This is a genomic window from Streptomyces sp. P9-2B-2 (genome assembly GCF_030406865.1).
Taxonomy (GTDB): domain Bacteria; phylum Actinomycetota; class Actinomycetes; order Streptomycetales; family Streptomycetaceae; genus Streptomyces; species Streptomyces platensis.
Map to the genome: position 1 here is coordinate 3,180,011 of NZ_CP129126.1, position 20,717 is coordinate 3,200,727.

At 74.2% G+C, this 20,717-nt stretch carries 13 protein-coding genes; 9 read left to right on the forward strand and 4 right to left on the reverse strand.

The genetic code is table 11. The features are described 5' to 3' along the window. Positions 1-155 precede the first annotated feature (155 nt). Both malQ and QT196_RS13920 read right to left on the reverse strand, forming a co-directional pair. Complete coding sequence (gene malQ / locus QT196_RS13915; protein ID WP_266731031.1) at positions 156-2,381, reverse strand: 4-alpha-glucanotransferase; 2,226 nt, start codon at positions 2,379-2,381, stop codon at positions 156-158. A 6-nt stretch (positions 2,382-2,387) separates the two neighbouring features. Beyond that, on the reverse strand, positions 2,388-2,657 hold the full coding sequence (locus QT196_RS13920) for a hypothetical protein (protein WP_042154838.1): 270 nt from the start codon (positions 2,655-2,657) through the stop codon (positions 2,388-2,390). 467 nt (positions 2,658-3,124) lie between these two features. On the opposite strand from QT196_RS13920, the gene QT196_RS13925 reads away from it, so the two are divergent. After that, complete coding sequence (locus QT196_RS13925; RefSeq protein ID WP_266731478.1) at positions 3,125-6,190, forward strand: beta-N-acetylglucosaminidase domain-containing protein; 3,066 nt, start codon at positions 3,125-3,127, stop codon at positions 6,188-6,190. Positions 6,191-6,262: 72 nt separating this feature from the next. Here QT196_RS13925 and QT196_RS13930 read toward each other — a convergent pair whose 3' ends face one another. Then, a complete protein-coding gene (locus tag QT196_RS13930; protein WP_018538909.1) occupies positions 6,263-6,799 on the reverse strand; it encodes an HNH endonuclease in 537 nt (178 codons plus the stop codon). 290 nt (positions 6,800-7,089) lie between these two features. Here QT196_RS13930 and QT196_RS13935 point away from each other — a divergent pair, with 290 nt between their 5' ends. The 4 genes from QT196_RS13935 (at position 7,090) to QT196_RS13950 (ending at position 12,370) form a co-directional block, all read left to right on the forward strand. Further along, the gene (locus QT196_RS13935) at positions 7,090-8,178 is read left to right on the forward strand and encodes a mechanosensitive ion channel family protein (RefSeq protein WP_211117345.1); all 1,089 of its coding nucleotides are present in this window, start codon (positions 7,090-7,092) and stop codon (positions 8,176-8,178) included. A gap of 325 nt (positions 8,179-8,503) precedes the next feature. Continuing rightward, a complete protein-coding gene (locus tag QT196_RS13940) occupies positions 8,504-9,640 on the forward strand; it encodes an ROK family protein (RefSeq protein ID WP_290356647.1) in 1,137 nt (378 codons plus the stop codon). Between the two features lie 322 nt (positions 9,641-9,962). Continuing rightward, positions 9,963-11,282, forward strand: coding sequence for a 6-phospho-beta-glucosidase (locus QT196_RS13945; RefSeq protein ID WP_211117346.1), 1,320 nt, complete (start codon positions 9,963-9,965; stop codon positions 11,280-11,282). Further along, on the forward strand, positions 11,273-12,370 hold the full coding sequence (locus QT196_RS13950; RefSeq protein ID WP_290354991.1) for a BadF/BadG/BcrA/BcrD ATPase family protein: 1,098 nt from the start codon (positions 11,273-11,275) through the stop codon (positions 12,368-12,370). Before QT196_RS13945 ends, QT196_RS13950 begins: the two co-directional genes overlap by 10 nt. 876 nt (positions 12,371-13,246) lie before the next feature. Here the strand turns inward: QT196_RS13950 and QT196_RS13955 are convergent. After that, complete coding sequence (locus QT196_RS13955; RefSeq protein WP_248001134.1) at positions 13,247-13,906, reverse strand: FCD domain-containing protein; 660 nt, start codon at positions 13,904-13,906, stop codon at positions 13,247-13,249. Between the two features lie 300 nt (positions 13,907-14,206). On the opposite strand from QT196_RS13955, the gene QT196_RS13960 reads away from it, so the two are divergent. The 4 genes from QT196_RS13960 (at position 14,207) to QT196_RS13975 (ending at position 20,716) form a co-directional block, all read left to right on the forward strand. Further along, positions 14,207-15,580, forward strand: coding sequence for a hypothetical protein (locus tag QT196_RS13960; protein ID WP_290354992.1), 1,374 nt, complete (start codon positions 14,207-14,209; stop codon positions 15,578-15,580). 26 nt (positions 15,581-15,606) lie between these two features. Beyond that, on the forward strand, positions 15,607-16,620 hold the full coding sequence (locus QT196_RS13965) for a glutamate ABC transporter substrate-binding protein (RefSeq protein WP_168479139.1): 1,014 nt from the start codon (positions 15,607-15,609) through the stop codon (positions 16,618-16,620). 149 nt (positions 16,621-16,769) lie between these two features. Beyond that, positions 16,770-18,095, forward strand: coding sequence for a hypothetical protein (locus QT196_RS13970; protein ID WP_290354993.1), 1,326 nt, complete (start codon positions 16,770-16,772; stop codon positions 18,093-18,095). Next, positions 18,092-20,716, forward strand: coding sequence for a serine/threonine-protein kinase (locus tag QT196_RS13975; protein ID WP_290354994.1), 2,625 nt, complete (start codon positions 18,092-18,094; stop codon positions 20,714-20,716). Before QT196_RS13970 ends, QT196_RS13975 begins: the two co-directional genes overlap by 4 nt. The last annotated feature ends 1 nt before the right edge of the window (position 20,717 follow it).

The window sequence follows — 20,717 nt, forward strand, 5'->3', positions numbered from 1 at the left end:
GCCCCGGCGCCCCGCGCGCCCGGGGTGGCACAACCGGCGCCCTCACCGCCCACGGCAGCGCGAGAATCCGCCGGCGCCCGAGGGTGCTGCCGCGCGCGTGCGACCTCCAGGTGCCACCGCTGCGCGCCCGTACGGTGACGTGCCCGGCGCCCGGCCTAGCGATACCCGTCCCACAACTCCCGCATCAGGGCATGCAGTCGGGGCGAGGCGGCCAGCTCTTCGAGGGTGTGCGGGCGGCCGTCGGGGCCGGCGATCGGCAGGCGCCAGTTCGGGTATTCGTCCCATGTCCCGGGGAGGTTCTGCGGGCGCCGGTCCCCCACCGCGTCGGGCAGCCAGACGCCGACCATCCGCGCCGGGGTGCGCAACAGAAAGCGGTGCACGGCCTTGACCGCGGCCTCCTCGTCGCCCGGCCCCTCGGGCAGCAGCCCGCGCCGCACCAACTCCCGCAGCCACTCGGTGCGTTCCTGGGTGGCGCGGGAGCGCTCCCGCTCCGGCGGTCCGGCGAGCAGCCCGAGCCGTTCGCGCAGGGCGACGTCCTCGCCGGTCAGCCGGGCCGCGGTGGTCGGCAGATCGTGGGTGGTGACGGTGGCGAGACAGGCGCCGCGCCACTCCTCGGGCGCCAGGATGCGGGCCGTGGCGCCCGACGCGGGGGCGGCCTCCCGGGCGGCTTCGTCCTCCCCCGCCGGGCCCGCGCCGGAGCCCTCGGCCACCGCCTCCGGCGCCGGGGCCGCCCCGGGGCCGTCGGCCGCCCGCGCCGCCGCGTCCGCCCCGTCCGCCCCATCCTCCGCGTCTGGCTCCCCGTTCCCGTAGTCCCGCTCGAACCACAGCACCGACGTCCCCAGCACACCCCGCGCGGCGAGCGCCTCGCGGACGCCCGGCTCGACGGTGCCCAGATCCTCCCCGATCACCGCCGCCCCGGCCCGCTGCGCCTCCAGGGCCAGTACGGAGAGCATCGCCTCGCCGTCATAGCGGACATAGGCGCCCTCCGTCGGCGGCCGGCCCTCCGGGACCCACCACAGCCGGAACAGCCCCATCACATGGTCGATCCGCAGCGCCCCGGCGTGCCGCAGCAGGCCGCGCAGCAGCTCCCGGTAGGGGGCGTAGCCCGCGGCGGCCAGCGCGTCGGGGCGCCAGGGCGGCAGGCCCCAGTCCTGGCCGCGGGCGTTGAAGGCGTCCGGCGGCGCCCCGATGGACATCCCGGCGGCGAAGGCGTCCTGCTGCGCCCAGGTGTCGGCGCCGGAGGGGTGGACGCCGACGGCGAGGTCGTGCACCAGCCCGACGGCCATCCCGGCGTCCCGCGCGGCCCGTTGCGCGGCAGAAAGCTGCTGGTCGGTGAGCCAGGCCAGCCGGCAGTGGAAGTCGATCCGGTCCAGCAGCCGGTGCCGCAGCCGGGCGGTGCCCGGGGACCGCGGATCGCGCAGCTCGGCGGGCCAGCCGCGCCAGTCGGTGCCGTGCCGCTCGGCGAGCGCGCACCAGGTGGCGTGGTCCTCCAGCGCCTGGCCCTGCTCGGCGAGGAAGTCGCAGTACGCGGCCCGCCGGCCCGGGCCGAGCGGCACCGCCCACAGCAGCTCCAGCGCCTCCCGCTTGAGCGCCCAGACCGCGTCCCGGTCGATCAGCGCGCCTCGTTCGAGCACCTCGGAACGGAGCGCATCGGCGCGGGCGGCCAGCTCGTCGGCCCGTAAGCGCGCGGCGCCGGTGAGGTGGGCGTACTCCGGGATGTGCTCGACGCGCAGATGGACCGGGTCGGGGAAGCGGCGCGAGGAGGGCCGGTACGGCGACGGGTCGGTGGGCGGGCCGGGGACGGCCGCGTGCAGCGGGTTGAGCTGGAGGAAGCCGGTGCCCAGGGCGCGCCCGGACCAGGCGGCGAGATCGGCGAGGTCCCCCAGGTCGCCCATGCCCCAGGACCGCCGGGACAGCAGCGAGTAGAGCTGCACCAGAAAGCCGTGGCTGCGGCCGGGGGGTGCGGGCACCCGGTCGGGCGCGACGATCAGCGGGGCGCGGGCGGTGCGGCCGCCGGGGGCCCGGGCCTCCAGGACATGGACACCCAGGGGCAGCCGGGCGAGCGCCGCCGGATCGGGCGCGCCCAGGTCCGCCGTCTCCCCGGCCCCGGTCTCGACCCGGAGGACGGTGCCTTCGGGGAGACGCGCGAGGTCGGGTGGCCGGTCCGGCCGGGCGACGACGGTGCGGGGAAGCAGGGCCCGGCGCGCGTCGTCCTCGTACGCGGCCAGGGCGGCGCGTACGGCGTGCGGGGTCGAAGCGTCGACTCCTAATGCGGCGAGCACGGCGACGACGGTGTCGCCGGCGATCTGGACGCTCGTGCCCGGCGAGGGTGCGTACGACGTGGCGACGCCGTGCAGCCGGGCGAGCCGCGCGCGGCCCATGGGTCCTCAGACCTCCATGGACTCCGTGCCCATGCCCGCGGCCGTCGGCTCGCTGGTCAGCGGCAGCTCGGCGGCGATCGGGACCTCGCTGGTCAGTGGTGCGGCGTCGGCGAGCGGGGGCTCGCTGGTCAGTGGCGGCTCGACGAAGCTGTAGGAGCCGGAGCCGTCGAGGCCGGAATCGGGGTCGGACACCCCGTCGAAGAGATCGGGCTCCATCGTCGCACCTCCCGGTTTGGAGGACAGAGCGTCGAGGAGCAGCTGAGCGGATGCGGCCACGAGGGCCTCCCGTTCATCGGTAGTGGGACACCTGGGCCCTACCCACTCGATACGTTCGCAGACGTATCTGCTCACGAAACGTGACCCACGTCTCATTATCCCCCACGCAGGCGATTTCACTGCGCCGGACACCGGGAGGCGCAGAGAACGCGGAGAAAGCGGACCCCGCGACGAAAGTTCTGCGGACCGGCGAGCCCCGCGAAGCCCCGTCCACGGCACCCGGCGATAGCTGTACGTATCCCGTCGTAGGGGACGGCGCCATGGCCTTATTGACACCCTCACCGCCACAATGGTGGGCTCACGGCCGAAGGTCCGTCCGAACGGGCACCGGCGGGGAAATGGGGCGCCGGTGCAGACCGGCGAGCGATGGACGGGGACGAGGAGAAGCCGTGCGAGGCCGGGGCGTATGGAGCGTCGGAAAAATCGGTAGGGGCGGCAAGGCGAGCGGCGCGGGCACCCGCGCACGGGTGGCGGGGACCACCGCACTGGCCGCCGCCGTCATCGGCGGGCTGCTCGGCGGGGCGCCCGGCGCCCAGGCCGCGCCCGCGGACCCGGCCATCGGCACGCCCGAGCAGCCGGACCGCCCGGCCGGCGCGGGGCGCACGCCCGCGGTCTGGCCGCGCCCCCAGTCGATGCAGGAGCTCGGCGCCCCGGTGCCTCTGGGCGGCGAGGCGACGCTGGTGGCGGCGCCGGACACCGACCCCTACGCCCTGGACGTGCTGCGCGGGCTGCTGCGCGACGCCGGGGTGCACACCGTGCGGACCCTGGCGCCCGGCGACCGGCTGCCCGCGGCCGGGCCGGTGATCCGGGCCGGCGGTGAGCAGGCCGCGGACGCGCTGCGGGCGCTGCGGGCACCGGCCCGCGGCGACCTGCCGTCCGGCGGCTACCGGCTCGCCGTGGGCCAGGTCGCCGGCCGGGACACGGTCGCCCTGGACGGCGTCGGCCCGGACGGCCTCTTCCACGCCGCGCAGACACTGCGGCAGCTGGTCATCGTGGGTGCGGGCCGGAAGCGGCAGCTGGCGTCGGTCGCCGTACGGGACTGGCCCGGTACGGCCGTGCGCGGCACCACCGAGGGGTTCTTCGGGCAGCCGTGGAGCCGGCCGCAGCGGCTGGCCCAGCTGGACTTCATGGGGCGCACCAAGCAGAACCACTATCTGTACGCACCCGGCGACGACCCGTACCGCCAGGCCCGGTGGCGCGAGCCCTACCCGGCCGCGGAGCGCGACGACTTCCGGGCGCTGGCCGAGCGGGCCCGCGCCAACCATGTCACGCTCGGCTGGGCCCTCGCGCCCGGCCAGGCGCTGTGCTACTCGTCCGAGGACGATCTGCGGGCGCTGCGGCGCAAGGTGGACGCGATGTGGGCGCTGGGCGTGCGCTCCTTCCAGCTCCAGTTCCAGGACGTCAGTTACAGCGAATGGCACTGCGGCGCCGACGAGGACGCCTTCGGCTCCGGCCCGCGGGCCGCGGCCACCGCGCAGGCCAAGATCGCCAACGCGCTCGCCGCGCACCTGGCGGAGCGGCACCCAAAGGCCGCGCCGCTGTCGCTGATGCCGACCGAGTACTACCAGGACGGCTCGACGACGTACCGCAGCGCGCTCTCCGACGCGCTCGGCGACCGGGTCGAGGTGGCCTGGACCGGGATCGGGGTGCTCCCGCGGACCATCACCGGCGGGGAGCTGTCCACCGCCCAGCAGGCGTTCGGCCACCCGCTGGTGACCATGGACAACTACCCGGTCAACGACTACGCCCAGGACCGGATCTTCCTCGGTCCCTACCGGGGCCGGGAGCCGGCCGTCGCCACCGGCTCCTCGGCGCTGCTCGCCAACGCCATGGAGCAGCCGCTCGCCTCCCGCATCCCGCTGTTCACCGCCGCCGACTACGCCTGGAACCCCCGCGACTACCGCCCCGCGGAGTCCTGGGACGCGGCCGTCGACGATCTGGCGGGCAGCGACCCGCGCTCCCGGGCCGCGCTGCGGGCGCTGGCCGGAAACGACTCCTCCTCGGTGCTGGACCGCACCGAGTCGCGGTATCTGCGGGTACTGATCAACCGCTTCTGGGCGGCCCGCGAGGCGGCGACCAACCACGGCCGGCCCGGCCAGGACGCCGACCTCGCCAAGGCGGCCCGGAAGCTGCGGAACGCCTTCCGGACCATGAGCAGCGCACCCGACGACCTGAACCCGGATCTGGCCGCCGAGATCCGCCCGTGGGCCGACCAGCTGGCCCGTTACGGCACCGCCGGCGCGCACGCCGTGGACACGCTGATGGCGCAGGCCCACGACGACGGCGGCACCGCATGGTCCGCCCAGCGCACGGCGCAGCGGCTGCGCAAGGAGATCGCGCGCAGCCCGGCGACGGTCGGCAAGGGGGTGCTCGCACCGTTCCTGGAGCGGGCGATGACCGAGGCCGACGCCTGGACCGGCGCCCGCCACGAGACCCCCCGGCCCGACGAGGACACCGGCCCGAGGTCCCTGACCGTCCCCTTCGAGCGGGCCCGCCGGCTGGCCGCGGTCACCGCCCTGACCGAGCCGGGCGCCGCCGCCCGCGCCGTGTCCCTGGAGGCGCATGTCCCCGGCGAGGGCTGGCGCCGTCTGGGCCGGCTCTCCGCCACCGGCTGGACGGAGTCGCACACCCCGCGGCTGCGCGCCGACGCGGTACGGCTGACCTGGGCGAACGGCACGGAAGCCCCGTCCGTGAAGGCGCTCACCCCCTGGTTCGACGACACCGAACCGGCCGGGCTCGAACTGTCCCGCAAGGAGGCCGACGCCCAGCCCGGCGACAGCACCACGGTGGACGCCCGGATCTACTCCCGCCGCCCCGCCGACGTCCACGGGAAGCTGACGGTCAAGGCACCCAAGGGCTTCACCGTGCACGCCCCCGACGAGGTCACCGCACCACGCGGCGGCACCGCCACGGTCCGCATCACGGTCGACGTCCCCCGGAACGCCCCCTCCGGGACGTACGAGATCCCGGTGGACTTCGGCGGCGCGCGGCAGACGCTGACGGTGCGGACCTATCCGCGCACCGGCGGCAAGGACCTCGTGCGCGGCACCGTCGCCACCTCCTCCGGGGACGAGACGCCCGACTTCCCGGCGTCGGCGGCCACCGACGGCGATCCGCGGACCCGCTGGTCGTCCACGGCCGAGGACGGCGCCTGGCTCCAGTTCGCGCTGGCCCACCCGACCCGCCTCGGCCGGCTCGTCCTGCACTGGCAGGACGCCTACGCCAGCGGCTACCGCGTCCAGGTCTCCCCGGACGGCCGCACCTGGCGCACGGCGGCCACGGTCCGGGACGGCAAGGGCGGCCGGGAGTCCCTCCGGATGGACGCCAGGGACGCCCGCTTCGTCCGCATCCAGGGCGACAAGCGGGCCACCCGCTTCGGCTACTCGCTGTGGTCGGTGGAGGCGTACGCGGTGCAGGAGCCGCACGGCAAGGACGAGCCCGGCCAGGACGAGCGCGGCCAGGGCAAGCCCGGTCAGGACGAGCGAGACAAGGACGAACGAGGCAAGAACGCGCAAGGCAACAACGCGCACTGAACGCGTCCGGGGGCCGTGGGGAGCCGCGCACACGGCTCCGTCCCCACGGCCCCCGGACGGAAAAACCCGGACCTACGCCGATACGGCGTCGATCCGGGCCAGGGCGTCATCCGCGCCGTACGGCTGCAAATACGGCAGCCAGCGCGGGTCACGATGGCCCGTACCGATGATCCGCCACGCCAGTCCTGACGGCGGGGCGGGCTGATGCCGGAGCCGCCAGCCGATCTCGGCGACATGGCGGTCGGCCTTGACGTGATTACAGCGCCGGCAGGCGGCGACGACGTTCTCCCAGGTGTGCTGACCTCCGCGGCTGCGCGGGATGACGTGGTCGACGCTGGTTGCGACGCCACCGCAGTACATACAGCGCCCGCCGTCACGGGCGAACAGCGCCCGGCGGGTCAGGGGCACGGGGCCGCGAAAGGGCACCCGCACGAACCGCTTCAAGCGGACCACGCTCGGAGCGGGGACGACACGGGTTGCGCTGTGCATCAGGGCGCCGGACTCCTCAAGGCTGACAGCCTTCTCATTGAGGACGAGGATGAGCGCGCGGCGGAGCGGTACGACGCCGAGCGGCTCGTACGACGCGTTGAGGACCAGGACATGCGGCACGGGTGCCTCCTTGTACGCCGGCGGCGCGTGGCTCGCGCCGGGACGATCTCCCCACAGTGTCCCCCGCTGCCTGGTCGGAGCGCCACCATGACCGAGTAACGGCCCGGAGGTGTTTTCCACCACACCCCTCGCGCCGCTGTCCGGATCCCGCTCTTTCCGGCCCGCGCAAAACCTGTCCGTTCGAACAAGAGCGCGGACCGTTCTCATTGCCCCGTTAGTGTGGTTGGTCTGCCCGGTCCCTGGGGTCCCACCGAGGCCCGGGTCTGCTGTCCCACACGGAAGGTTCGACTGTGTTCTGGTCCGCTTCGCCGGCCGCTGCCGCGCACCTGAGCGCCGCCACACCCGGCTCCTCCGGCCCGACTTCGCTCGACGACGCCACGGAGAAGGCCACCAACGCCGCCGGCTGGGTGCAGGAGAACTGGGGGACGTGGCTCACGTCCGGCCTGCAAATCGTGCTGATCCTGGTGATCGCGGTGGTGCTGCGGCATGTGATTCGCCGCACCATCACCAAGTTCATCGAGCGGATGAACCGCACCGCGGCCGCCGCCCAGGGCACCGCGCTGGGCGGACTGCTCGTCAACGCCGAGAGACGCAGGCAGCGCTCCGAGGCCATCGGCTCGGTGCTGCGCAGCGTCGCCTCCTTCGTGATCATGGGCACGGCCGCCCTGACGGTGCTCTCCGTCCTGAAGATCAACCTGGCGCCGCTGCTGGCGAGCGCCGGTGTGGCCGGTGTGGCCATCGGTTTCGGCGCCCGCAACCTCGTCACCGACTTCCTCTCCGGCGTCTTCATGATCCTGGAGGACCAGTACGGCGTCGGCGACGAGATCGACGCCGGGGTCGCCACCGGCACCGTCATCGAGGTCGGCCTGCGCGTCACCAAGCTGCGCGGCCCCAACGGCGCCATCTGGTACATCCGCAACGGCGAGGTCAAGCGGATCGGCAACCTCAGCCAGGGCTGGTCCACGGCCGCCGTCGACGTGGTGCTCGCCGCCGACCAGGACCTCCAGCGCGCCCGCGAGACCATCACCACCGCCGGTGCGGAGATGTCGAAGTCCGAGCCCTGGAACGAGCAGCTGTGGGAGCAGGTGCAGGTGCTCGGCCTCAGCGAGGTGCACCTCGACACGGTCACCATCAGCGTCGCGGCCAAGACCATGCCCGGCAAGGCCCTCGGTGTGGAGCGCGAACTGCGCTGGCGCATCAAGCACGCCCTGGACGCGGCCGGCGTCCACCTCGCCCCGCGCCCGCTCCCCGAGGACGAGGAAGCCGAGACCACCGACGCCTCCGCCGGCATGGCCGCCCCCTCGGCCCTCAACAACCCGCTGTCCCCCCAGTCCCTGGCGACGAACCCGATCGCGTCGCCGTCCAAGTTGGGGAAGTAGGGGGTAGCCGAGGGGCGACCGCCTGAGGGCCTCTGCGAGCGGGAGGGGCGTACCGACGAGCGTGTCGGTACGCCCCTTCGTCATTTGTGTCGCCGCGGGCTGCCCCGGCCCGCCCTTGAGTTGCGACCGCTCGGCCCATTGACGCTACGACCGGCCGCGGCCTACCTTCCTGTCGGATCGATGGGAAGGTTTCCTAACAGAGGCTGGGGGTCGCTCCTCCCGGCCCGCCGCCGGTGAACGGGGTGAGGTCATGCCTGGTGGTCAGGTCATGCCTGGTGGGCAGTCCGTACCGGGAATCCCCGGGACGCCGCGGGTCCTGCGGGCCATGAACGACCGGGCCGCGCTCGATCTGCTGGTGTCGCGGGGCCCGTTGACCCGTACCCGGATCGGACAGCTGACCGGGCTGTCGAAGCCCACCGCCTCCCAGCTGCTGGCCCGGCTGGCGGCCGCGGGGCTGGTGCGGACCACCGGCAACGAGACCGGGCGGCCGGGCCCCAGTGCGCAGCTGTACGAGATCAACCCGGCCGCGGCCCACGTCGCCGCACTGGCCGTCGATCAGCTGGGCGTCACCGCCGCCGTCGCCGACATCACCGGGCAGGTGCTCGGCGAGACACGGGTCGGCAGCGATGCGATCGACGGGGACGCCCCGGACCGGACCGCTGGGTTGGTCGCGCGGGCCGTCGACGGGGCGCTGGCCGAGGCCGGGCTGGAGCGCGAGCGGCTGCACGGGGCGGTCATCGGCACGCCCGGCGCACTGGACCCGCGGACCGGACGGCTGCGCTACGCACCCCACCTGCCGGACTGGCACGCGCGGGCGCTCAAGGAGGAGTTGGCCGAGGCACTGGGCATGCCGGTCACACTCGAAAATGATGTGAATCTTGCAGCGGTCGCCGAACAGCACGACGGGGCCGCCCAGGGCTTCGACGACTTCGTGCTCGTGTGGGCCGACAAGGGCGTGGGCGCCGCCCTCGTACTGGGCGGGCGACTGCTGCGCGGCGCCACCGGCGGCGCGGGCGAGATCGGCTATATGCCGCTGCCCGGCGCCCCGCTGTCCCGGGGCGGCGCACGCGAGGCCGCCCGGCCGGACGCGGGCGGCGGCTTCCAGCGACTCGTCGGCGCACCGGGCGTCATCGAACTGGGCCGGGAGTACGGGTCCTCCGACGTCCGTACGGTCGCCGAAGCACTGGCGCTCGACGTGGTGCGCGCCGAGGTGGCGCGGCGGCTGGCGACCGGACTGGCCGCCGTGGTGGCCGTTGTCGACCCCCAACTCATCGTGCTCTCCGGCGAGGTGGCCCGGGCCGGTGGCGAGGCCCTGCGCGCCCTGGTCGAGGAGGAATTCACCGGGCTCGCACTGCCCCGCCCCACCCTGCGCCTCAGCCACCTGGACGGCAATCCGATCCTCCTCGGCGCCCTGCGGACAGCCCTCGCCGCGGCGCGCGACGCGGTGTTCCAGACGGGCTGAGGGCCGGTGCCAGGCCGGGGTTGGCCGGGCGGCCATCGCGCCTCGACGGCCGTCGATCCTGAACGCCGGGTGCCCACCGCCTACGGCCGACCAACCGCCGACCGCCGACCGCCGACCGCCGACCGCCGACCGCGTGAGGAGGACCCGCGACACCTCTCCAACTCCCGCCGCTGCCATCGGGAAGGAAGTCCGCCATGCCACTCATAGGGACACGTAACGACGACGTATCCGGCTTTCCGTGGTGCCCGGCCGGTGCCGCGCCGCACGTTCCGAAGGCCTTCGCCGAAGGCGCCACGCTCACCGGAGTGAAGGGCTGATCTGTATGCCGTCTCCCCAGGAACGCACCCCGCACCCCCGTATCAAGCTCGCCGTGGTCGGCGGCGGCTCCACCTACACCCCCGAACTCATCGACGGTTTCGCGCGGCTGCGTGATCAGCTGCCGCTGGAGGAGCTCGTCCTCATCGACCCGGATACGGAGCGGCTGGAGTTGGTGGGCGGACTGGCCCGGCGCATTTTCGCCAAACAGGGGCACCCGGGACGGATCTCCTGGACCGGGGACCTGGACGCCGGTATCGACGGCGCCCACGCCGTCCTGCTGCAACTGCGCATCGGCGGCCAGGCCGCCCGCAACCAGGACGAGACCTGGCCGCTGGAGTGCGGCTGCGTCGGCCAGGAGACCACCGGCGCCGGCGGCCTCGCCAAGGCGCTGCGCACCGTCCCCGTCGTCCTCGACATCGCCGAACGGGTCCGCCGCCGCAACCCCGCAGCCTGGATCGTCGACTTCACCAACCCCGTCGGCATCGTCACCCGGGCCCTGCTCACCCACGGCCATCGGGCGGTCGGCCTGTGCAACGTCGCCATCGGCTTCCAGCGCACCTTCGCCACCTTGCTGAGCGTCGCCCCAGACCAAGTCGACCTGGAGCACATCGGCCTCAACCACCTCACCTGGGAACGGTCCGTACGCGTCGCGGGCGAGGACGTCCTCCCCGACCTGCTGGCCGCACACGGCGACGCCCTCGCCGCCAAACTACGGATGCCCCGCGCCCTCCTCGACCACCTCGGCGCCATCCCCTCCTACTATCTGCGCTACTACTACCAACACGACGAGGTCGTACGGGAGTTGCGCAGCAAACCGTCCCGCGCCACGGAGGTCGCCGCCATCGAACGGGAACTGCTCTCCCTGTACGGCGACCCGGCGCTCGACGAGAAACCGGAGCTGCTGTCCCGGCGCGGCGGCGCCTACTACTCGGAAGCCGCGGTGGCACTGACGGCGTCGCTGCTGCGCGACACCGGCGACACCCAGATCGTCAACACCCGCAACGACGGCACCCTCCCCTTCCTCCCCGACGACGCGGTGATCGAGGCCCCCGCGACCGTGCACGCGACCGGCCCCGCGCCCCTCCCCGTACGCCCCCTGGAACCGCGGTACGCCGGACTGATCGCCCACGTCACCGCCTACGAACAGCTCGCCCTGGAAGCAGCCCTGTTGAGCGCCACCGGCCGCAAAACCGGCCGCACCGAGGGCCGCCGAGCCGTCTACTCCGCCCTCCTCGCCCACCCCCTCATCGGCCAGCTCACCCCCGCGGACCGACTCACCGACGAGCTGATCGCCCACAACCGGGAACACCTGCCATGGGCCTGACCGGCATGGCCCTCGCCATCGACGCAGGCAACAGCAAGACCGATGTGGCCCTGGTAGCCACGGACGGCCGCGTCCTCGCCACAGCCCGTGGCGGCGGCTTCCGCCCGCCGGCTGTGGGCGTCGAGCGGGCGGTCGACGTGCTGGCGCCGCTGGTCGCGTCTGTACTGGCCGAGGCGGGGGTGGGCGGAGCGGCGGGGGCTGGTGGGGTGGCGGGGGCGGCCGGGGCGGCGGGGCTCGTGGGAGCAGCGGCACCCCTGGGAGCGGCAGGAGTGTCGGAGCCCGCCGAAGTGGCAGGAGCAGCCGGGCCCGTCGACCACCTCTCGGCCTTTCTCGCCAACGCCGACCTCCCCGTCGAGGAGGCCCAGTTGACCGCCGAGATCACGCGCCGCGGGTGGGCGGGAACGGTGACCGTCCGCAATGACACCTTCGCCCTGCTACGGGCCGGACTGCCGGACGACGGGGAGCCGGTGGGCGTCGCCGTCGTATGCGGGGCCGGCATCAACTGCGCCGGCGTCGGACGCGACGGAGCCACCGCGCGCTTCCCCGCCATCGGGCGGATCTCCGGTGACTGGGGTGGCGGCGCCCACCTCGCCGACGAGGCGCTGTGGTGCGCGGCCCGAGCCGAGGACGGCCGCGGCGCACCGACCGAGCTGGCCCGCGCACTGCCCGCCCACTTCGGCCTGACCACCATGCGGGAACTGATCGAAGCTCTCCACCTGCACGAGATCCCCGGCCACCGCCGCCACGAACTCCCCCCGGTCCTCTTCGCCGTCGCCACCGCCGGAGACCGCGTCGCCCGCACTCTCGTGACCCGCCAGGCCGAGGAGATCGCGCTGCTGGCCCGCGTCGCCCTGGAACGCCTCGGCCTCCTCGACGAACCCGCCCCCGTCATCCTCGGCGGCGGCATCCTGACCGCCCGCCACCCCCTCCTCCACAACCACCTCACCCAACTCCTCACAGACCACGCCCCCAAGGTCCTCCCCCACCTGGTGACCGCCCCACCCGTACTGGGCGCAGCCCTCGACACCCTGGACCGAGCAGGAGCGACGGCGGGGGCTTATGAGCGGGTCCGGAGGGCTTGGGGGTAAGGGGTGCCGGGTTGGGGATGGGGGCGGGGTGGGTGGAGGCGGCCGTTGGGGCTTGGGCGTTGGGCCCGCCCCCCTTGGGGCCCTCCCCCTCCCCCACCCCTCCCCAGCCCCCGCCTCCGTCCCCACCTCACCCCACCCGCACGCTGTCCCCCCGCCAGGTCTCCGCGCGCTCCCCGGGGGCAAGCACGAGGTCCCCACCCAGGGCGTGCTCCCGTACGGGGACCTGGCCCGACGCCGGACCATGGCCCAGCGCAGAGGCCTGGCCCGATGCCGGGGCCAGGCCCAGCCCAGGATCCTGACTCGATGCCGGCGCCCGCCCCGCCTCCGCAGCAACCTCACCCAACACAGGCGCATCCTGGACCGCGATCAGAGGTGGATCACGATGATCACGACCGCGCCCGTGCCCCCGATCACGACCGCGCTCCGTAACCACCGTGACGTACTGATCCGTGTCGTTGACGATGAGCGTGGCGGAGCCGTCCAGGCCGTGAGCGAGGGGATAGCTGCCGTGGGGGTCCACATATGTGGTGCCGCCGACGGTCAGAAAGCCTCTGGCCGAAGGAGAGTTGTCCGAGGTGACGCCACTGCCGACCCTGCCGGCGGCTCGGTCGCCGAGGAGCCTTTTCATGCGTCGCATGCCGCTACCTCCGGATCGTGCCGAGCACGGGCGCACCCCGTGCCGACCGCTGGAACGAGAACCAACCTTCGTCACTCAGCGTAGCCAAAGGTGGGTGAGCGGCGCAGCGGCGCGTGGGAGTGAACCGGGGGGCGCGACAAGGTGGTACGCGCGCCGCCGCCGGGCGCGCGCAGCCAGTGGCCAGGGTCAGTCGTCGAGCCAGTGGCCGGGGGGGGCAGCCGTCCAGCCGACGGCCAGGGTCAGTCCTCCAGCGGAAGGGCGAGGTCCCGTACATGACCGGCGAGGAGGAGGACGGCCGCGTCCACGGCGGCCTGTGGGTCCTGGGCGCGGATGGCGTCGGCGAGGCGGGAGTGCGGGTCGGCGGGGGCCGCGGTGGCGGTGTCCAGGCAGGCGGCGCGGCGGAGTTCTTCGCGCAGGGCGGCGCTGAGGGAGCGGTAGATGTCGGCGAGGACGGGGTTGTCACTCGCCTCGGCGACCAGGACGTGGAACTCGGCGTCGGCGGTGGTGAACGCCTCGCTGTCGTGCGCGGCGAGGGCGGCCTTGCGGCGGGCCAGTGCGGCTTCGATGCCGGCGAGTTGGGTGTCCGTACGGTGTGTGGCGGCCTGGCGGGCGGCGACCACGTCGAGGCCCTGGCGGACCTGGGTGACATGGCTGAGTTCGGCGCGTTCGAGGCGGCGGCGGAGGGCGACCGCGCTGTCGTCGTCGGAGATCACGAACGTACCGTCGCCCTGCCGGGGCTCCAGGAGGCCGGCGTGCACCAGCGAGCGGACGGCTTCGCGGACCGAGGCGCGGCTGACGCCGAGGGTTTCGGAGAGGGCGCTTTCGGGCGGGATGCGGCTGCCCACCGGCCAGGTGCCGTTCACGATCTGGCCGCGGATCTCGTCGGTCGCGGTCTCCACGAGCGACACCCTGCCCTTGCGGACCGACTGCACGAGATCACTTCCCCTTCAGCGGGACACCCGGGGTCCGGTAACACCTGATGTCTGATGACTCTCCCGCCCACTGTAATGCGGGGCGCGGCGGTGCGGCGGGCCCGTTCGCGGATCGCGATCCGAACAAGATCGGGGCATTAGCGGTGTGGGTGTCGGTGGCTACGGACATACTGCTGCCCGTGCACCAGTCCATGTCGTGAGCGCTCCCGGGCGCTGTGCGCGGGGGCCGGTCCCGCCGTCAGCGCCCCAGGGGGAGGTTCAGGTTCCGTGTCGATCAGCAGCGTGTCACCGCCCGCCGCGGGGCGCCGGACGGCCTGGGCCGAGGGGCTGGACGAGCTGCGTGCCGCGGCGACGACCGAGCCGGGCCGGCTGCGGGTGATCGGTGCCGTACTGGCGCTGCTGGTGGTGCTGTTCGGTGCGGTCACGGCCTGGCAGGTGGCGGGCCGGGCGGCGGCCGCGGACGATGTCGTGGAGCACAGCCAGCCGCTGACCGCGGACGCGGCGAGTCTCTACCGTTCGCTGGCGGATGCGGACACGACGGCCGCGGCGGGCTTCCTGGCCGGGGGCGAGGAGAGCCGGGCGACGCGTGACCGGTATGCCGCCGATATCCGGACGGCGTCCGCGCTGCTGGTCAAGGCGTCGGCGAACAGCGCGGGTTCGGACGGGGCGGGCGCGCAGATCGCGAAGCTCAACGGCGGGCTGCCGCGCTATACGGGACTGGTCGAGACGGCGCGGGCCAACAACAGGCAGGGGCTGCCGCTGGGCGGCGCGTATCTGCGCTATGCGCATGAGCAGATGCGGACGGAACTCCTCCCGGCGGCGCGGGCGTTGTACGACGCGGAGACGGACCGGCTGGCCGGGGACTACGCCACGGCCGAGGCGCGGCCGTGGTGGGCCGTGGCGGCCGGGGTGGTGGCGCTCGGTGCGCTGGGGTGGGCGCAGCGGCGGCACTACCGGCGGACCAACCGGGTGTTCAACCGGGGCCTGTTGGCGGCGACGGCCGCGTCCCTGGTGGTGTTGGGCTGGCTGGTGGCGGGGCATACGGTGGCGCGTGCGGAGCTGACGGGGTCGTATGAGCACGGTGCGCGGTCGTTGCGGGTGCTCAACGAGGCGCGGATCGCCGCGCTGCGGGCGCGGGGGGACGAGAATCTGACGCTGGTGGCGCGGGGCGCGGTGCTGACGGACGGTCGGCAGGATTTCTACGAGGCCGGTTTCCGCGCGGGGATGACGGAGCTGGCGGGTGCGGGGGACCACGGTGCGGCGGCGGCGCGGAGCAGGCTGGGAGCGGCGCTCGAGCTGGCCGACGACGAGGCGGGGCGGCGTCCGGTGCGGGCGGCGCTGACGCAGGTCCGGCAGTGGCAGGGGCGTCACGCGCAGGCGCGGGCGGCGGACGAGGGCGGTGACTACGAGGGGGCGCTGGCCAAGGTGATCGGTGCGGGGGGGTCCACCGGGGAGTCCTTCGACCGGGTGGCCGCCGGGCTGGAGCGGGCGCTGGTCCATGAGCAGGCGGAGTTCCGGTCGGCGGCGGACGGGGGGCGGGCGGCGCTGCGCGGGCTGCCGGTGGGGGCCGGGGTGCTGGCGGGGCTCGGGGCGCTGGGCGCGGTGCTGGGCATCGGGCGCAGACTGGCGGAGTACCGGTGAGGGAGCCGGGTGAGGGGGACATGGGGATGCGCGCGCGAGGGCTGCTGAATCTGCGTGCCGTCCTGGCGCCGGTCGCGGCGGGGATGTGTGTGATGGCGACGGCCGCGGCGGTGCTGGTACCGGCGCTGGGCGGCCACGCAGGGGAGGCCGGGCGCGGCCGTGGTGGTGCGGCGGCCCCGGCGGTGACGCACCGGGCGTACGGGCCGGGGGCCGCGCCGGCGGTCGCGAAGTGCACGGCGCGGAACGCCGCGGAGAGTCTGCGGCCGTCGCCGGAGGACGGTCCGGCGGTGTCGCGGATCAAGGAGAAGGGCCAGCTGGTCGTGGGGGTCGACCAGAACACCTACCGGTGGGGGTACCGCGATCCGGTGACCGGTGAGCTGGCGGGCTTCGACATCGATCTGGCCCGGGCGGTCGCCGAGGACATCCTGGGGCCGCACCCCAAGGTGGTCTTCAAGGCGGTGCCGACCAGCCAGCGGATTCCGGCGCTCCAGAAGCGCACGGTCGACCTGGTGGTGCGGACGATGACGATCAACTGTGCGCGCAAGGAACAGGTGGCCTTCTCCACGGCGTACTTCCAGGGGGGACAGCAGGTGCTGGCCCCGAAGGCGTCGAAGATCGCGACGTTCGACGATTCGCTGCGGGGCAAGCGGGTGTGCACGGCGGCGGGTTCGACGGGCGAGAGCGAGCTGTCGGCGCGGCCGCACGGCGCGAAGGTGCTGACGGTGCCCAATCAGCTGGACTGCCTGGTGCGGCTTCAGCTGGGTGAGGCGGATGCGGTGGTCACGGACAACGCGCTGGCCGCGGCGCAGGCGGCACAGGATCCGGCGGTGGAGCTGAAGGGCCGGCCGTTCACGGACGAGCCGTACGGCGTGGCGATGAACCGGGGCGACACGGATCTGGTGCGGCGGGTCAACAAGGTCCTGGACGACTACCGGGGCGACGGGGGCGCGGACAGCCCCTGGATGCGGGCGTACCGCAAGTGGCTGCAGGCCGATCTGCCGGGCATATCGGGGCCGCCGTCGCCGGAGTACAGCGACTGATCGCCCCAAGGAGCGGTGTGCGCGACCGATCGCCCCATGGAGCGGCCGGATGAGGTCACTATGGAGGTGGAGACGGGAGGAGCAGACCGCCAGCGACTACGGGGTCGCCGCAACCGCCGTGCATCGTACGCGTATTGGAGAGGTGATCGATGGGGGTCCCTGGACCCTTCCCCGGCTCTCCGGGGAGGCCCGATGCCCCGGTGCCGGACCGGGAGGAGGTGGATCGCGCTCTGGAGCGGCTCGGTGCCGAGTACGAGGCGATCGAGACCTCGCTGCTCGCGTTGCAGGATCACGCGGGGCGCCGTCTGCTGGAGGGCGCCGAGCTGTCCGGTACCACCAAGGAACGCTGGGCCGCCGCGGAACGGTCGATCACGGTCCTGTGGTCGCTGTTCGACGCGTACACGGCCGCCCTGGAGTCGGCGCGTGAGCTGCGCGAGCGGCGCCGCTGGCCGTCCCCGGAGGATCTGGCGGAGCTGACGGAACTGCTGCACGGCGAGGGGGTGACGGTCCCGGGTGCGGCCGCGGCGGACGGTGCCCCGGAGGACGGCCCGGCCCGGCCGGACGAGCGGTTCAGCCTGGAGTCGCTCGTCGCACGGATCAACGGGCTGTACGCGCGGTCGCTGGACGTCATCGTGACCGCCGACGCGGTCTGGTCGGCGCTGCCGGCCCGTATAGACCTCCTGTCGGCCGAGTTGCAGCGGACGCGTTCGCTGGCGCATTCGGTGGGGGTGCGGCCCGGGGAGCATCCGGCGGGGGACGATCTGGAGCGGATCACGGAGGAGCTGTTGCGGCTGCGGGAGCGGGTGATCGCGGATCCGCTGGCGTTCTGGGTGTCGTCGTCGACGGGGAGTTCGGCGCCGGGCGGCGGGCGGCCGGACACCGGGCGCTATGACCGTGCGGCCCGTGCGCTGGAGGACATCCGGCGGGAGGTGGCGGCGGTGCTGGACGTGCGGCAGGACGCGGAGCGGCGGCTGATGCAGCTGCGGGACGTGCTGTCGCGGGCGGACCGCACGCTGACCGAGGCGCGGCAGGCCCGGGGCGAGGTGCTGGCGAAGATCGCCGCGTCGGAGGTGCCGGCGGTCAGCGGCCCGTCGACGGCGCTGCACGAGCAGTTGGCAGCGGCGGCCGACTACCGCAGGCGGGCGCAGTGGCACCGGCTCTCCCCACTGCTGGACAGCCTGGAGGAGCGGGCGGAGGACGAACTCCACCGGGCCCGCGAATCGTTGACGGCGGTGACCGCGCCGCTGGCGGTGCGGGCCGAGCTGCGGGGCCGGCTGGACGCGTACCGGGCGAAGGTCGCCCGCCATGGCTTGGCGGGGGATCCGCTGCTGACGGAGCGGTACGACCTCGCGCGCCGGATGCTGTGGAGCGCGCCGTGTGATCTGCGGGCGGCCGAGCAGGCGGTGTGGCGTTATCAGCAGGCGGCCGCGGAGGCGTTGGTTCCGCAGCAGCTGGAGGGGCGGGGGGAGTCGTGACGGAGCGGGCCGGCGAGCGCTGCCAGCGGCGGGACTGTGCGGGCGGTTACGAGGATGTCGGCGGCGGGGAGCGCTACTGCGATCTGTGCGGTCTGGCGCCGGTGGTCTCGCCGGGCGGTCTGCTGTCGTCGTCGCCCACGGGCCTGACGGGCCGGGTGTCGGCGGGCGGCACAGCCGCGCGGGAGGCGGCCGGGGCGCTGCTGACGGTCCCCTCCCCCGCCCCCGCGCCCGACGGCGGCGCGCCGTCCGGACGGGGTTCCCGGGACAGTGCGCCGTCGGCCCGCCCGTCGGCGTCCCGGCGGTCGGTGTCCGGACGGCTCTCGCGCGCGGGCTCCCACGGGGGCCGGGCGCGCGGGGTCTCGGCGGTGTCGGGGCGCGGTTCGGGGCCCGGCCCGGGCAGCGGTGCGTCCTCCGGGCCGTCGCGCGGGCGGCTGGGCGCCGGTCTGGTGGCGGTGCCGGAGGTGCCGCGGCCCGATCCGGGGACGGCGGTGCTGGAGCATCCGGAGGTCCCGGAGCGCAAGCGGTTCTGTAGCCGCGCCGACTGCGGGGCGCCGGTGGGCCGCACGCGCGCCGAGGAGCCGGGCCGTACGGAAGGGTTCTGCGCCAAGTGCGGCCATCCGTACAGCTTCGTCCCCAAGCTGCGGCCCGGTGACATGGTGCACGACCAGTACGAGGTCGTGGGCTGTCTGGCGCACGGCGGGCTCGGCTGGATCTATCTGGCGACGGACCATGCGGTCTCCGACCGGTGGGTGGTGCTCAAGGGGCTGCTGGACACCGGTGATGCGGAGGCGCTGGCGGTGGCGGTGTCCGAGCGGCGCTTCCTCGCCGAGCTGGAGCACGCCAACATCGTGCGGATCTACAACTTCGTGGAGCACCTCGACCGGGCCACGGGCAGCCGCGACGGCTACATCGTCATGGAGTACGTCGGCGGCAAGTCGCTCAAGGACCTCGCCAACGAGCGGCGCACCCCGCTGGGCAGGCGCGATCCGCTGCCCGTGGAGCAGGCCTGCGCGTACGGCATCGAGGCGCTGGAGGCGCTCGGCCATCTGCACAGCCGGGGCTACCTCTACTGCGACTTCAAGGTCGACAACGCCATCCAGCAGCACGATCAGCTCAAGCTGATCGACATGGGCGCGGTGCGCAGGATGGACGACCATGTGAGCCCGATCTACGGCACGATCGGCTATCAGGCGCCGGAGATCGCCGCGCTGGGCCCGTCGGTCTCCTCGGACCTCTACACCGTCGCGCGCACCCTCGCCGTCCTCACCTTCGACTTCCAGGGCTATACGAACATCTTCGCGGACTCGCTGCCCGATCCGGACAACATCGAGGTGTTCCGCACCTATGAGTCCTTCTACCGGCTGCTGGTGCGCGCCACGGACCCGGACCGGGCGCGCCGGTTCGCCTCCGCGGAGGAGATGGCCGAGCAGCTGACGGGGGTACTGCGGGAGGTGGTGGCGCTCCAGTCGGGCGAGCCGCGCCCTGCCCCGTCGACCTTGTTCGGGGCCGAACTCCGGGTGATAGACACGGAGTTGGTGCCCGTGGCGGACGGTGACAGTTCGCTGCTGGGCGCGCGGGGCGCCACTCCGGCGCGCGCGGTGGCGGCGCCCGCCGTCGGGCCGCTGCTGCGCCCCCTGGACGTGGCCGGCGCCGCCCTCGCGCTGCCGGTGCCGCGGGTCCACCCGGGCGACGCCAACGCCGGGCTGCTGGCCGGGCTGCCGGCCGCCGGGCCCGCCGAACTGCTCGCCGCGCTGCGCGCCGCGCCCGACGACTCCCTGGAGCTCCGGCTGCGGGAGCTGCGCGCCCGTCTGGAGGCGGGGGACGGCGCGGCGGCACAAGAGGTGTTGGAGACGATCGCGGCCGAGCCCGCCGGGCCGTGGCCCGCCGCGGGGCGGGGCGGGGCCGAACCCGCCACGTGGGGCGCGGACTGGCGGGTGGTGTGGCACCGCGGCCTGGTGTCGCTGACGACCGACGACCGCGAGAACGCCGCACTGGCCTTCGACGCCGTCTACGACGCCTTTCCCGGGGAACCGGCGCCGAAGCTGGCGCTGGGCATCTGCGCCGAGCTGCTGGGCCAGCTGGACAACGCGCTGGAGTACTACCGCCTGGTGTGGGCGACCGACCGCAGCCATGTCAGCGCCGCGTTCGGGCTGGCCCGGGTGCGGCTGGCGACGGGCGACCGGGGCGGCGCGGTCGCGGCACTGGAATCCGTGCCGGAGTCGTCCATCCACTACATCGCGGCGCGGATCGCGGCGGTCCGCGCCCGGCTGCGGCAGCGGCCGCCGCGCGATGCGCTGCTGGTGGATCTGCGGGCGGCCGCCGAACAGGTCGAGGCGCTCGGGGACTTCGGTCTGGACACCGAGCGCCGGGAACAACTCACCACCGAGGTACTGGGCAGCGCCCTGGACTGGGTAATCTCCGGTAGCCACGGTGCCGGGCCGGACGTCGCGGCGACCGCCGCCGAGCGGCCGGCGCTGCTCGGCAGCCCGCTGGAGGAGCGCGGTCTGCGCTTCGGCCTGGAGCAGTCGTACCGGCTGCTGGCACGGCTGGCACAGCGTGGTGAGAAAAGGATCGAACTGGTGGAACGGGCCAACCGCTTCCGCCCCAGGACGTGGGTGTGAC